Annotated in this window: 10 protein-coding genes; 1 reads left to right on the plus strand and 9 read right to left on the minus strand. The window is 61.6% G+C overall.

Annotated features, from left to right (window positions below; translation table 11 throughout):
• Positions 1-155: 155 nt before the first annotated feature.
• From rpsA to BLR71_RS16155, 7 genes are all read right to left on the minus strand, one after another.
• Positions 156-1,829 carry a 30S ribosomal protein S1 gene (gene rpsA / locus BLR71_RS16125; RefSeq protein ID WP_092528676.1) on the minus strand — a complete coding sequence of 558 codons (1,674 nt, stop codon included), beginning with the start codon at positions 1,827-1,829 and terminating at the stop codon, positions 156-158.
• Positions 1,830-2,013: 184 nt separating this feature from the next.
• Positions 2,014-2,697 (minus strand): (d)CMP kinase, encoded by a 684-nt coding sequence (gene cmk / locus BLR71_RS16130; RefSeq protein WP_092528678.1) that lies wholly within the window; start codon positions 2,695-2,697, stop codon positions 2,014-2,016.
• The gene (locus tag BLR71_RS16135) at positions 2,694-5,033 is read right to left on the minus strand and encodes a bifunctional prephenate dehydrogenase/3-phosphoshikimate 1-carboxyvinyltransferase (RefSeq protein ID WP_092528680.1); all 2,340 of its coding nucleotides are present in this window, start codon (positions 5,031-5,033) and stop codon (positions 2,694-2,696) included. The genes cmk and BLR71_RS16135 overlap by 4 nt, the downstream gene beginning before the upstream one ends.
• A 2-nt stretch (positions 5,034-5,035) precedes the next feature.
• Positions 5,036-6,127, minus strand: a complete 1,092-nt coding sequence (pheA, locus tag BLR71_RS16140; RefSeq protein ID WP_092528682.1) for a prephenate dehydratase — start codon at positions 6,125-6,127, stop codon at positions 5,036-5,038.
• Positions 6,128-6,211: 84 nt separating this feature from the next.
• Entirely contained in the window at positions 6,212-7,312 is a 1,101-nt protein-coding gene (gene serC / locus BLR71_RS16145) for a 3-phosphoserine/phosphohydroxythreonine transaminase (protein WP_092528684.1), read from the minus strand.
• A 40-nt stretch (positions 7,313-7,352) separates the two neighbouring features.
• Positions 7,353-10,091 carry a DNA gyrase subunit A gene (gene gyrA / locus BLR71_RS16150; protein ID WP_092528686.1) on the minus strand — a complete coding sequence of 913 codons (2,739 nt, stop codon included), beginning with the start codon at positions 10,089-10,091 and terminating at the stop codon, positions 7,353-7,355.
• 144 nt (positions 10,092-10,235) lie between these two features.
• Positions 10,236-11,279 (minus strand): CobW family GTP-binding protein, encoded by a 1,044-nt coding sequence (locus BLR71_RS16155; RefSeq protein ID WP_340147982.1) that lies wholly within the window; start codon positions 11,277-11,279, stop codon positions 10,236-10,238.
• 291 nt (positions 11,280-11,570) lie between these two features.
• Here BLR71_RS16155 and BLR71_RS16160 point away from each other — a divergent pair, with 291 nt between their 5' ends.
• Complete coding sequence (locus BLR71_RS16160; RefSeq protein WP_092528690.1) at positions 11,571-12,692, plus strand: histone deacetylase family protein; 1,122 nt, start codon at positions 11,571-11,573, stop codon at positions 12,690-12,692.
• Positions 12,693-12,816: 124 nt separating this feature from the next.
• On the opposite strand, the gene BLR71_RS16165 is transcribed toward BLR71_RS16160, so the two are convergent.
• On the minus strand, positions 12,817-14,637 hold the full coding sequence (locus tag BLR71_RS16165) for a SurA N-terminal domain-containing protein (RefSeq protein ID WP_092528692.1): 1,821 nt from the start codon (positions 14,635-14,637) through the stop codon (positions 12,817-12,819).
• Between the two features lie 182 nt (positions 14,638-14,819).
• Complete coding sequence (hupB, locus tag BLR71_RS16170; protein WP_092528694.1) at positions 14,820-15,092, minus strand: nucleoid-associated protein HU-beta; 273 nt, start codon at positions 15,090-15,092, stop codon at positions 14,820-14,822.
• Between the last annotated feature and the right edge of the window lie 172 nt (positions 15,093-15,264).

A 15,264-nucleotide genomic window follows, 5' to 3' on the forward strand; every position in this document is an offset into this window, starting at 1 on the left:
CTGGCACTGAAATGAAGACTGCCCCGGCAAAGCCGAGGCAGTCTTCTGGAGCGCCGCCCCGAGGCTGGTGACGGGTTATCACACAGCCTCCCTAAGGGCGGCGTTTTTGTTCAAGCGTCAGGGCGTCTCGGCGAACCGAGACACCAGGGCTGGACTTAGTCCTGACCCATCTGCTGCTTGATGAGATCACCGATGGTGGTCGGTGTAGTCTCGGACTCCTGCTCGCGCAGACGACCCATGTTTTTACGGGTGTCTTCCTGATCCTTGGCCTTGACGGACAAGTTGATAACGCGGCTCTTGCGATCCACGCTCACGATGCGAGCTTCGACGCTATCGCCTTCGTTCAGGACGTTGCGTGCATCTTCAACGCGATCGGCGCTGATCTCGGAAGCCTTGAGCACGGCCACGACATCTGTTGCCAGCTCGACGTGGGCTTCCTTGGCATCGACTTCGACGACACGACCGGTAACAACGCTACCCTTGTCGTTAACGGCGAGGTACTCGGCAACCGGATCGCTGTCCAGCTGCTTGATGCCCAGAGAAATGCGCTCACGCTCCGGATCGATGGACAGGATGACAGCTTCTGCCTCATCGCCCTTCTTGAAGTTGCGCACGGCTTCTTCGCCCGTCTCGGACCAAGAGATGTCGGACAGGTGCACCAGGCCGTCGATACCGCCTTCCAGGCCGATGAAGATGCCGAAGTCGGTGATGGACTTGATGCTGCCAGACACGCGGTCGCCCTTGTTGTAGCGAGCGCTGAAGTCTTCCCACGGGTTAGTGGTGCACTGCTTGATGCCCAGAGAGATACGACGACGCTCTTCGTCGATATCCAGAACCATCACCTCGACGTCGTCGCCAACCTGGACGACCTTGGACGGGTGAATGTTCTTGTTGGTCCAGTCCATTTCGGACACGTGGACCAGGCCTTCGACACCTTCTTCCAGCTCGGCGAAGCAGCCGTAGTCGGTAAGATTGGTAACGCGTGCGTTGACCTTGGTGTTCTCCGGGTAGCGACCCTTGATGTTGACCCAGGGATCTTCGCCCAGCTGCTTGAGACCCAGGGAAACACGGTTGCGCTCACGGTCGAACTTCAGCACCTTGACGTTGATCTCGTCGCCGACGGCAACGATCTCGGACGGATGCTTGATGCGCTTCCAGGCCATGTCGGTGATGTGCAGCAGGCCATCGACGCCGCCCAGGTCCACGAAGGCACCGTAGTCGGTCAGGTTCTTGACGATACCCTTGATCTGCTGGCCTTCCTGCAGGGTAGCCAGCAGCGCTTCACGCTCGGCGCTGTTCTCGGCTTCCAGAACGGCACGGCGAGAAACCACCACGTTGTTGCGTTTCGGGTCGAGCTTGATGACCTTGAAGTCCAGCTCTTTGTGCTCGAGGTGAGCTGTGTCACGCACCGGACGCACGTCTACCAGGGAACCCGGCAGGAAGGCACGGATAGAGGCCACGTCGACGGTGAAGCCACCCTTGACCTTACCGTTGATCACGCCCTTGACGATCTCATCTTTCTCGAAGGCTGCTTCCAGCTCTTTCCACGCCTCGGCGCGCTTGGCCTTCTCGCGGGACAGGCGGGTCTCACCGAAGCCATCTTCCACGGCTTCCAGTGCAACCTTGACTTCATCGCCCACACCGATGGTCAGCTCACCGTTGTCGTCGCGGAACTGCGCGGACGGGATCTGGCCTTCGGATTTCAGACCGGCATTGACGGTGATCCAATCACCTTCAATGTCGACGACGGTCGCCATGACAATGGCGCCCGGCTCCATGTTGATGTCTTGGAGAGACTGTTCAAACAAGTCAGCAAAGCTTTCGCTCATGATGTTCCTACGTGATCAACGTTGAATGGCGGCTTACCGCCTTCTCCGCACCACCAGCGAGTGCGGGCCTACTGCAATATGCCTCGGGGATGTTGACGCTGGTTAGACCTGAGCGGACTCTCAGTACGTGCTGTCCGCCCATGTCGTTACATTGTCCCGAGGCCCGTAATGGATCGTTGGACGATCATACAATGCCGCGTTGGGCAAGCAGATCCTTCACCCGTTCCACCACTTCCGGAATAGTCAGGCTCGTGGTGTCCAGCTCGATGGCATCGGCTGCCGGTTCGAGAGGGGCAACGCTGCGCTGCATATCTCGCGCATCGCGGGCCTGAATCTCCTTCAAAAGACTCGGTAGACTAGCATCCTGCCCCGCCTCCCGCAACTGCAGATGCCGACGCTTGGCACGCTCCTCGGCGCTGGCGGTCAGGAAGACTTTCAGGGGAGCGGCGGGAAACACCACTGTCCCCATGTCACGACCATCGGCCACCAGGCCAGGCGCCTTGAGGAAGTCGCGCTGACGCTTCAGCAACGCCTCGCGAACCCGCGGCAGCGACGCCACCTGGGAGGCCCGGTCGCCGGCCTGCTCGGTGCGAATCTCACGGCTGACGTCATCCCCTTCCAGCAGCACGAGACTCCCACCCTCGTCGGGAACGAAGACCACGTCCAGATTGGAAGCCAGCGTTGCCAGAGATGCCTCGTCGTCCAGCTCCACCTCATGGCGCTCGGCCGCCAGGGCGGTCAGCCGATACAGCGCCCCGCTGTCCAGCAAATGCCAACCCAGCCCCTCGGCGATCAAGCGGCTAATGGTGCCCTTGCCGGCCCCGCCGGGGCCATCGATGGTCAACACCCGTGTTTCGGCATCGCTCATGCATCCTCCCGCTGTTCGCAGGCCACGGACTCATCACCAGAGGCGGGAGCGACGATCAGGCCGACACGGCGCGCCAGCTCGACGAAGCCGGGGAAGGAGGTGGCCACATTGGCGCAGTCATCGATCACGATCTCGTCACGGGCGCGCAGTCCGGCGACCGCGAAGGCCATGGCAATGCGATGATCACCGAGGCTGTCGACTTGACCGCCGCCGTAATTCGGCGCGCCGGAGCCATCGTCAGCACCGAGGATATCGATACCATCGGCCACCACGGTATTCTCGACGCCGAGCACAGCGAGGCCATCGGCCATGGCCTGAATACGATCGGACTCCTTGACGCGCAGTTCTTCCGCACCGCGCAGTCGCGTCGTGCCTTGCGCATTGGCGGCAGCGATAAACAGCGCCGGGAACTCGTCGATGGCCAGCGGCACCTGGTCGACCGGAATATCGATACCCTTGAGCGGCGCATAGCGCACTCGGATATCCGCGACCGGCTCTCCGCCCACCTCATGCTGATGCGATAGCTCGAGATCGGCACCCATCAGCTTGAGGATATTGATCACCCCGATACGGGTGGGGTTGATACCGACATGCTCGAGCGTCAAGTCGGCACCCGGCGTGATCGCTGCGGCGACCAGGAAGAAGGTCGCCGAGGAGATATCGGAGGGCACATCGATAGGCCCTGCCGCAAGGGAGCCACCGCCGTTGAGCCACGCAGTATCGCCTTCGCGCTCGACCGGATAGCCAAAACCATTGAGCATACGCTCGGTGTGATCACGTGTCGGCGCCGGCTCTTTAACGCGGGTCTCACCCTCGGCATACATGCCCGCGAGCAACAGGCACGACTTGACCTGGGCACTGGCCATGGGCATCGCGTAGTCGATGCCTTTGAGGGGCTGGCCACCATGAATCTTCAGCGGCGGGCGCCCGCCCTCGGCGGTGTCGATCTTGGCCCCCATCAGGCGCAGCGGGTCGGCGACCCGGCCCATGGGCCGCTTGGTCAGGGAGGCGTCACCCGTCAGCTCGCTATCGAAGGCCTGACCGGCCAGCAGGCCGGCAAACAGGCGCATGGCGGTGCCGGAATTGCCCACGTAAATAGGCCCCGCCGGCGCCTTGAGGCCGTGCATGCCGACGCCATGGATGGTCACCCGCCCTTGATGCGGCCCTTCGATGGCCACGCCCATTTCGCGGAAGGCCTGCAGCGTCGCCAAGCTATCCTCGCCTTCGAGGAAGCCTTTCACTTCGGTGACACCTTCAGCTAGCGCGCCCAACATGATGGAACGGTGTGATACCGACTTGTCGCCCGGCACGCGAATGCGTCCGGAAACGCTGCCGCCGGGGCTGACCCGGTAGCGCATGGAATTGTCTTGCATGGTCTGATAACCCGCCTGATAACTGGTCTGGTTTAACAGCGTATCGAAATAGTGCCGAGCATGGCTGGCCCGGTCGAGAATGCCCAGCATGGCATCGCCGTTTCCCTCTTCCACGGCACGGCGCAGTCGAGCCACGCCCCCTTCGAAATCATCCAGGGCCTGCAGAACGGCATCGCGATTAGCCGTAAAGATATCCCGCCACATCACCGGGTCACTGCCGGCGATACGGGTGAAATCACGAAAGCCACCGGCAGCGTAGCGAAAGATATCCAAGCGCTCATCCTGGCGAGCCAGGGTATCCACCAGCGAAAAGGCCAGCAGATGCGGCAGATGGCTGGTGCGCGCCAGCACCTGGTCGTGGTGCTCGACTGGCATTTCGAGCACCGTGGCCCCGCAGGCGTCCCACAGGGCACGCACCCGGCACAGCGCGCCGGGCGCCGTGTCTTCGTCGGGCGTCAGGATGACCTTGTGCTGACGATACAACCGGGAATTGGAAGCGGCCACCCCACTCTTCTCGGAGCCGGCGATCGGATGCCCCAGCACCAGGTTGGTCGGCAGCTTGCCGAAGATGCGCTCTGCGGTATCGCGAATGGCCGCCTTGGTGCTGCCGACATCGGTGATGACGACGTCGCTAGCGGCCGTGTGAAGCCCTGCGGCCAAGGCCTCCATCACCGCATCCATGGCCAATACCGGCACTGCCAGCACGACCAGGCTGCTGCCTGGCAGCACTGCGGCAAGCTCGGTGTCACCGCCGTCGATGATGCCCATCTCGATTCCGCGAGCGATCTCGTCGGCATCACGGTCACAGGCCAGAATCGTACCAGCGAAACCGCCGGCCTTGAGGGCCGCCGCCAAGGAACCGCCAATCAGCCCGAGCCCGACGATCAATAATTGGGACTCGCCGAGCCTGCTCGCATCCGGCGCGGGCGGCGCCGCCGACTGAGGCCTGGAAGACGCCCTCATGATCAGAGCACACCTACCGGATAGGAGCCCAGCACCTTGAGCTCGGCACAGCGCAACTGCACTTCCTCGAGCACGGCCGCCACACGCGCATCATCACGATGCCCGCTGAAGTCGATGAAGAAGACGTAGTTCCAGACCCCGCTGCGCGACGGCCGCGTCTCGAGACGCGTCAGGTCGATCTGATGACGGTGGAAGGGTTCCAGCAGGTCATGCAGGGCGCCAGGCTGGTTGCGCATGGCCACCACGATCGACGTCTTGTCCTCACCCGAGGCAGGCACATCCTGATTGCCGATGATCAAGAAGCGCGTCGAGTTATCCGGACGATCCTCGATGGTCTCGGCAATCTTCTCGAGGTCATAGAGCTTGGCCGCCATATCGCCGGCAATCGCCGCACTATGCCACTCGGTCTTGACCAGCTTGGCCGCCTCGGCGTTGGAAGACACCGGCACCCGCTCGGCATGCGGATAATGCGCGTCCAGCCATTTGCGACACTGAGCAAAGGACTGGGGATGCGAGTAGACCCGCGAGACCTTGTCACGACGGGTATTGCTCGACACCAGCAGGTGATGATGGATGCGCAGCACCACTTCGCCACAGATGCGCATTGAGGAGTCCATGAAGGAATCCAGGGTATGGTTGACCACGCCTTCGGTGGAGTTTTCCACCGGCACCACGCCGTAATTGACGGCGCCGGCCTCGACCTCCCGGAACACCTCGTCGATGGCGGCCATCGGCAAGCTGACCGCGCTTTCGCCGAAGTGCTTGAGGGCCGCCTGCTGGGTAAAGGTACCTTCGGGCCCCAGATAGGCCACCTTGACCGGCTTTTCGAGCGCCAGACAGGCCGACATGATCTCGCGGAACAGCCGCGCCATTTCCTCGGCATCCAAAGGCCCCTGGTTGAGCGCCATGATGCGTCTGAGCACCTGGGCCTCACGCTCGGGCCGATAGAAGACCGCATCCGGGTCGGAGTCGGTCTTTACCTTGGCCACCTGACCCGCGCACTGGGCGCGCTCGCTGATCAGGCGCAGGATTTCACCATCCAGGCCATCGATACGCTGACGCAGCGCATCGAGATCGATGGGGGTGTCACTCATTCGATTTCCCCTAACTAAACCCCTGATTCGACAATGGTACGGCCACCGAGCATGGTTGGCTCGGTCGCGCCGCCCGCTGCGACGCTAGCCGCGCCGACGCTCGAAGTCGGCCATGAACTCCACCAGGGTATCGACCCCGGATTCGGGTACCGCGTTGTAGAGGCTGGCACGCATGCCACCCACGCTGCGATGCCCCTTGAGGTTGAGCAGCCCGGCCTCTTCCGATTCGGCCAGGAAGGCCTTGTCGAGGCGATCATCTGCCAGCACGAAGGGCACGTTCATGCGCGAACGATTGTCCACCGCAATAGGGTTGGAATACATATCGCTCTGGTCGATGGCGGCATACAGCTTGGCGGCCTTGCGCTCATTGAGGGCATTCATCGCCTCGAGACCGCCGATCTCGTGTTTCAGCCACTGGAACACCAACCCCGCCAAGTACCAGCTATAGGTCGGCGGCGTGTTGTACATCGAGCCGTGCTCGGCCATGACCTTGTAATTGAACATGGTCGGCGTATCGGGGCGCGCGCGATCCAGCAGGTCATCGCGCACAATCGCCAGCGTCAGGCCGGCGGGGCCGATGTTTTTCTGGGCCCCGGCGTAGATCACACCGAACTGCGAGACATCCAGCGGGCCGGAAAGAATCGACGAGGACATGTCGCAGACCACCGGCACTTCACTGCCATCGGCCAGTCGCCCTTCGGGGATATAGTCGAACGCAAGGCCGCCGATGGTCTCGTTGCTCGTATAGTGCAGGTAGGCTGCATCACCCGACAGCGCAATATCCTCCTGGCGCGGCACGGCGGTGAGGCCATTGGCCTCGCTGGACGCCGCCACATGGGCACCGGCCAGATGGCGCGCCTCGGCAATGGCTTTCTTGCCCCAGATACCGGTATACAGATAGTTCGGCGTGCCGCCCTGACCCAGCAGGTTGTAGGGCAACATCGCAAATTGCATCGAGGCACCGCCCTGCAGGAACAGCACCCGATAGTTATCGGGCACGGCCAGCAGCTCGCGCAGATCCGCCTCGGCCTGCTCGGCGATGGCTACGAACTCGGGGCTACGATGGCTCATCTCCATCACCGAGAGGCCACGCCCCTGATAATCGAGCAGCTCTTCCCGAGCCTTTTCCAGAACGGCGGTCGGCAGCGCCGCCGGTCCCGCACAAAAATTATAATGACGTGTCATCAGCGTAGTATTCCAGAATGATGGTGTCGGCTAACGGCGCTCAGTGATCGTCTTCAGACGCATCGCTGCCTGTCCCCTCTGCGGGGGCTTCGCCTGACGCGTCTTCCGCGCCCGCCTCAAGCGTTTCTTCAGCAGCCCCGTCCAGTGTCTCACCGCTAGGCGCTTCTTCGTCCGGCTCGTCGATGCGCACGGTCTTGACCAGCGCCTCGCCCTCGCCCAGACGAATCAGCATCACGCCCTGAGTGTTGCGCGATGTCGTGGACACTTCCTCGACCCGCGTACGCACCAGCGTGCCTTTGTCGGTGATCAGCATCATCTCGTCGGCAGAGTAGACCTGCATCGCCGCGACCATATCGCCGTTACGCTGGCTGGTCTGCATCGCGATCACGCCCTGGCCACCACGCCCACGCAGCGGGAACTCCTCGAGGCGGGTACGCTTGCCATAGCCGCGCTCGGAGGCGGTCAGGATGTAGATCTGACCATCATGGGTCGCCACATCTGCCGGGGCCTCAGCATCATCGCTTTCGGTATCGTCTTCGACATCGACCTGCTGGGACTGCGGAATGATCAGACTGATCACCCGAGCGCCATCCTGCAGCCGCATACCGCGCACGCCGCGGGCAGTCCGCCCCATGGCGCGGACATGGGATTCCTCGAAGCGGATCGCCTTGCCGTTGGAAGACAACAGCATGGCGTGGTCCGAGCCAGAGGTAATAGCGGCACCAATCAGCTGGTCATCCTCGTCGATATCGATGGCGATGAGGCCAACGCTACGCGGACGCGAGAACTGATCGAGGCTGGTACGCTTGACCGTACCCTTGGCGGTAGCGAAGAAGATGAAGCTGTCTTCGCGATACTCGCGCACCGGCAGCATGGCGCTCACCGCTTCGCCTTCATCCAGCGGCAGCAGGTTGACCAGCGGCTTGCCCCTGGAGCCGCGGCTGGCATTGGGCATCTCGTAGACCTTGAGCCAGTAGACCTTGCCCTTGTTGGTGAACAGCAGCACGGTGTCGTGAGTCGAGGCCACCAGCAGGTGTTCGATGACGTCTTCATCTTTCATCGCCGTCGCCGACTTGCCGCGCCCACCGCGGCGCTGCGCCTGGTAGTCGGAAAGGGGCTGCGTCTTGGCATAGCCGCTACGAGAAATGGTCACCACCATGTCTTCTTCGGCGATCAGGTCTTCGATATGCAGATCAAGATGGCTGATCTGGACCTCGGTGCGACGCGGATCACCATACTGATCGCGGATGGCTTCGAGCTCTTCGCGAATCACCTCGAGCAAACGGTCTGCGGAGGCCAAAATCGCGGTCAGCTCGGCGATTCTTTCGAGAATGCCCAGATACTCGTTGAGCAGCTTCTCGGTCTCAAGGCCGGTCAAACGGTGCAGACGCAGCTCAAGAATGGCCTGGGCCTGGGCCGGCGAGAGGCGATATTGCTGGCCTGCATCGTCGAGACCGAAGCCCTCTTCCAGATCCTCGGGCTTGCACGAGGTCGCACCGGCTCGCTCCAGCATGCCGGTCACCTGCCCCGGCTGCCAGCTACGGGCCAGCAGTTGATCCTTGGCTTCAGCAGCCGACGGCGAGGCCTTGATGAGCTCGATCACCTCATCGATATTGGAGATCGCGACCGCCAAGCCCTCGAGAATATGACCGCGTTCACGCGCCTTGCGCAGCTCGAAGAGCGTACGGCGGGTGACGACTTCACGACGGTGACGAATGAAGGCCTCAAGCATTTCCTTGAGGTTAAGCGTCTTCGGCTGGCCGTCGGACAATGCCACCATGTTGATGCCGAACACGTTCTGCAGCTGCGTCTGAGCGAAGAGGTTGTTGACCACCACCTCGCCGCTTTCGCCACGCTTGACCTCGATCACGACGCGCAGACCATCCTTGTCGGACTCGTCGCGCAGTTCGGCGATGCCGTCGATGCGCTTTTCCTTGACCAGTTCGGCGATCTTCTCGATCAAGCGCGCCTTGTTTACCTGATACGGCAGCTCATTGACGATGATGTGGTCGCGGCCCGTCTTGTCATCGTGCTCGATGGTGTGACGCGCACGCACATAGATGCGCCCACGGCCGGTACGGTAGGCATCGAGAATCCCGGCCTTACCGTTGATGATGCCGCCGGTGGGGAAGTCGGGGGCCTGGATATATTCCATCAGGTCATCGATCGACAGCGTATGGTCGTCGATCAACGCCAGGCAGCCGCTGATCACCTCGCTCATATTGTGCGGCGGGATGTTGGTAGCCATACCCACGGCAATGCCGGAGCTACCATTGATCAGCAGATTGGGAACCTTGGTCGGCAGCACCTCGGGGATGCGTTCGGTGCCGTCATAGTTGTCGACCCAGTCGACGGTATCTTTCTCGAGATCGGCCAGCAGCTCATGGGAGAGCTTGGCCATGCGCACCTCGGTATAACGCATGGCGGCAGCGTTATCACCGTCGATGGAACCGAAGTTACCCTGGCCGTCGACCAGCACATGGCGCATCGAGAAATCCTGCGCCATACGTACGATGGTATCGTAGACCGCACTGTCACCGTGCGGGTGATATTTACCGATGACGTCACCCACGACACGGGCCGACTTCTTGTAAGGCTTGTTCCAGTCGTTGTTCAATTCGTGCATGGCAAACAGCACACGCCGGTGTACCGGCTTGAGGCCATCACGTACGTCGGGCAGCGCCCGGCCGATGATCACGCTCATGGCGTAATCGAGATACGACTGCTTGAGCTCGTCCTCGATGTTGACTGGCAGAATCTCTCTGGCGATGTCACCCATGGGTCGTCAAATCCTTTGCACTGCGACTGTTTGGCGCTACGGGAGGCTGGCAAGGCTAGCTTCGTGATAGCAATGCGAAATTGTACCACTCACCGCCCCCTAAAGGCAGCGTCAGCGCCCCTAGCGGAGCCAGTTCGGGGTAGATTATCCGACTTCGCGGCAGGCCAGCAGGCTCGCTTCCAGTGACGCTGGCTCAGGCAAGGCCTGGCTATCCGCCTCCATGATCAGCTCAAGGCGCGAATCCCGCCGCCAACTGGCCGGCATCAGCGTCACGCGGCCAGCAGCCCGGTTGTAGAATTTCCAGCCTGACGCAGTGTGCACCACCGCCTTGATGCGCAGCGCCGCGGGCAACGACGACAACAACTGTTCTAACGCATCCAGCGAAAACCGCTCGCTTGCATGAAAGCGCCACCCTAGGCTGCGAAAGCCAAGCGAGCCTCCTTCGTCGCACACCGGCTTCCCAGGAACGGGCGCACGATAGGCAAACGTATCCAGGGTGACCGCAGCCTGTCCTTCGTGAGCAGTAGAGTGCGACCTCATCCGCGGCGACGCCGAGGCCTCCCCGCCTTGATGACCAGAAGCCCCCTTGGCGCCATCCTGATGAACGGCATCATCAAGCAGCCGCGACACGGGAAGCTGCCCATGTGGCGCCACCTCGATCCAGCGCTTGGCGGGCCATAAGCCGGAAAGATATTCCTGCGCTACCCGGCACTGCCGCTCCGTGGCCAGATCGGTCATGGTAAGCGCCACGCCATCGGCCATCGCCAACTGATCGCGAAAGGTCTCATGCTCTCTTGAGCGCGGGTCATCGAGGCGTCGCGGATCCAGCAAGGCAATGATATCGCGCACCTCCAACACCTCGTTGAAGGCCTCGCTGCGCAGCAAGTCCAGAAGACCCGCGGGATGACCAAGCCCGGAGGGCTCTATGATCAGCCGATCAGGACGATGACGGTGCAGCAGATTGACCAGCGACGCCTGCAACACGAAGGCCAACTGACAGCATAGGCAGCCGCCCGGCAACCCCTTGACCACCACATCCTCGCGCTCTTCGAACATGGCCTGATCGATACCGACCTGGCCGAACTCGTTGATCACCACGACCCAGCGCTCGTCAGCAGGCTTGTGGGCCAGCAGGTGGCGAATCAGAGTGCTCTTGCCGCTGCCGAGAAACCCGGTAATCACATGCACGGGAATGCCTGTCAGAGGCATGCTTGAGTGAACGACAGATGGACGAGAAGCGGATGAAGGCGATGGAGAAGGCACAGGCGCGGATCCTCGATGACGTCGATGAAAGCTAGTAGGCTCAAATACGTTACTTTATAACATTTTCGCCTGCTTAAGCAGATCGCAACTCCCTATTGATCGCTGAAAAACCATTCGGTGCCCACAAGCCGAATTGCCTGAGACGCGGGAGAGGACGACACTGAAGCAAGCAGCCCTCCCGGCGCCCGGGGCGGGCACTATCTAACGTGACGGAGAATGCTCGTGATCGGCGACCGCTCAGTGCTGGTGATCAATGACGACCGCATGCTTAATCATCAACCCGACATCCAGGACCCCTTCCTGCCTGGACGCCTGGACCGACGAGTCAGAGAGATACTCAATGGCCTGGCGGTTCAATGGAAATATCCCGAGCACCCCGGCCGGATAACGGCCATCATGGAACGCCTCAGCGCCGAGCCGATCCCCGGCGTGACGTTCGAGACCGCAGAGCCGGCCACGCTCGAGCAACTTGGGCGGGTACATACCAGCGCCCACCTGCGTGAAATCGAACGCATGCGCGGCAAGCATGCCTGGCTTGATGTCGACACCACTGCCGTATCACCGGGCAGCATCGAGGCCGCCGAGGTCGCCGCCGGGGCCGCCATCGCAGCGGTCGACGCCGTCTGCAAGGGCCGAGCCCAAAGCGCCTTTGCACTCTGCCGCCCGCCGGGGCATCACGCCGAACCGGCCCGCTCGCGCGGTTTCTGCTTCTTCAACAACGTCGCGGTCGCAGCAGCCCATGCCCAGCATGAGCTGGGCATCGAGCGCGTCCTGATCGTCGACTGGGATGCCCATCATGGCAATGGCACCCAGGACATTTTCTGGGCATCGCCGGATGTCATGCTGTTCGACACCCATCGCGCCGCCCCCTTCTATCCGGGCTCCGGCCGACTGGAAGACGTCGGCGCCGGGCTCGGCGAGGGCACCACCGTCAATGTGCCATTACCCGGCGGAGCCGGCGACCAAGCCATCCTGATGGCCTTTCGCGACATCTTGGAGCCGGCAGCCGCCTGGTTCCAGCCGGACCTGATCCTGGTTTCGGCTGGCTTCGATGCCCACCGGCTCGATCTATGCCTGAACGTCAGTTATGAGGGGTTCGCCGCCATGACGGAGATCGTTCAGGGCTTGGCCGACCGACACTGCGACGGCAGGCTCGCCCTGGTACTCGAGGGCGGCTACCACCTGGAGTCTCTTTCTCAAGGCGTCCATAGCGTGCTGCAGGTTCTGGCCGGCGGCAGCGCCCCCACACCCGAAGAAATCGGCCTCGCCGATGTGGCAGCCGCCAGTGACTTCCATAAAACGGCCTTCACTTCCGACCCACCGCTCTCAGACACTTGATATAAAAGACATTTGATACATAGGTCACTTGATACGAGGGCTGCATAAAAAAACGCGACCCATGAGGGTCGCGTTTCTTATCCCGGACTAACGGGGCTCGGCTAGCACCTGCCCAAGCTAACCACTAGAGACGCTCGATCTCGGCATCATTTTGCAGCTGCTCGAGCAGCCCGCTGACTGCCGCCTGTGCACGCAGGCGCTCGACCAGTTGAGCGACGCGGGACTCGCTAGCATCGGACACATCGCCCTCTTGCACGGCATCCAGAGCCACCAGCGCCACACCATTCTGAGTCGCCGTCTGACCGTACACCGGCGCGCCATCTTCCGGATTCGGCAGGCGGAAGGCCAAGCCGTTCACCGCAGCGGGCACATTGCTGCCGCTCTGACGTGTCGCGGACTCGACCCGCTGCCAATCGACGACTTGTTGTGAGCCATCGCGTAGTGCCGCCACACGCTTCTCGGCAAGCGCCGTCAGCGCCTCCTGCACCTTGAGCTTCTCGACCGCAGCAGACACGCGGTCACGCACTTCATCGAGCTCGAGAGTGGTGGCCGGGCGATGATCCCGCACGCGCAGCACCATACGGCGATCCTGGTCCAGCTCGATCACCTCACTGTTGAAGCCTTCCTCGAGCACGTCCTTCGTGAAGGCGGCATCCATTACCCCAGGCTCGGCCAGCACGCCTTCGGCACTGTCGGCCGACACCCAGTCGCTGGTCTGAAGCTCGGCACCCACATCCTTGGCGATACTCGCCAGGTCATCGGCAGCGAAACTTTCATCGATCAGCTGCTGGACACGCTCATTGAAAAGATCATCCACGTCGGCAAGCGCTGCCTGATCGCGCAGTTCTCCGCGCAGCTCCTCGAAGGACGGGATTTCGATTTCGGTGACCTTGAGCAGGTGCAGTCCGTTGTCGGTTTCGACGATATCCGACACCTGCCCTTGGTCGAGGGAATACACGGCACTGTCAAAGGCGTCGCCGAAGAAGCCACGGCTGATCACACCCAGGTCGCCACCGCTATCGCTGGTGGACGTATCGTCCGACACTTCCGCGGCAAGCGATGCAAAGGACTCACCGGCGGCCAGACGTTCCTTGACCTTCTTGAGGGCGGCGACCGCCTCTTCTCGAGTGCGCTGATCGCCAAAGGTCAGCATGATATGCGAGACACGACGATCGGCTTCACTGACACGCTCGGCATAGAGCGAGCGCAGCTGGTCATCGTCCACCTCGACCTGGTCGGCCAGCTCGCGACGATCGAGCACCAGATAGGCCAGCTTCACCTGCTCCGGGCGCTGGTAGTCATCGCGGTGATCCTGGTAATAGGCTTCCAGGTCCGCCTGGCTGACTTGCGACGCCTCTTCCAGGTCGGAGGCGTCGAGTTGCTGGTAGCGATAACTACGCGTCTGGTTTTGCAGAGCCGCTAGGCGCTGCTTCTCATCATCGAGCATGAACTCGCTAGACGAGAGCCCCTGCTGCAGCTGTTGACGCTGCATGTCATCGCGCAGCTGCGCCCGAAACGCCAGCGGCGTATAGCCGGCACTCGCCAGGCGGTTCTTGAACAACTCCCGGGAGAATTTGCCATCCTGGTCTTGGAACTCAGGCAACGTCACGATCAGGTTATCGAGCTGCCCCTCGGAGAGGTGCAGGCCACCTTCTTCAGCGTATTGATCCAGCAATGAGGTACGAATCAGTTGGTCGAGTACCTGTCCACGCAGCTGACGCTCCTGCTCTGGCGGCACCTGACCACTGCGGATCGCGCGCTGGACCTGCACTTCGACCTGCTGGCGGGTGATCGACTGCCCATTGACGGTGGCGACATCATCCCCGCCGGATGACAGCAAACCGACCAGAGAGTCGACCCCGAAAAGAGCCATGGTCGCGATCACCGCGCCGATGATGATCTTGGCGCCCCAGCTGGTGGAGCGGTCCCGAATACGTTGCAGCATTACTGGCCTCGGCTGGAGTTTGGCAGAAAAAACGGTTCATTATAGGCGTCTGATACGGGGCTGGGGCAACCGTGACTCGGCGTATCCCATGCTACTAACGGAATCCCGCCCAATAAAAAGGCGCACCGCTGAGCGATGCGCCATACAGAAGACCGTCAGTCCGCTAGGCAAAGCCCAGCGTCTCAGTTGACAGAATCCTTGAGCGCCTTACCTGCCTTGAAGCTGGGCACTTTGGCGGCACTGATTTCGATCGGCTGACCGGTCTGCGGGTTACGGCCGGTGCGAGCAGCACGCTCCTTGATGGAGAAAGTGCCAAACCCTACCAGAGAGACGGAATCACCCTGCTTCAGGCTTTCAGTGACGCTATCGACCATGGCGTCGAGCGCACGGCTTGCAGCCGCCTTGGGAATATCGGCAGACGCGGCAATGGCTTCGATCAGCTCGGATTTGTTCACACTTCACCCCTTGACTGTTTCAGAAATTACTGGAAATCGGCGCTATCTTGAGGCGGCTTAAACGATCACAGCAAAGCGTAATTTATAGCAATGCCGCAAAAGATCGTCAAGCAACTATTGGTCCCAAGCCCCACCATGCCAAGGTTTTACCCTTGGCATGGTGGGAAAAATC

Source organism: Onishia taeanensis (assembly GCF_900100755.1).
In the GTDB taxonomy this organism is placed as follows: domain Bacteria; phylum Pseudomonadota; class Gammaproteobacteria; order Pseudomonadales; family Halomonadaceae; genus Onishia; species Onishia taeanensis.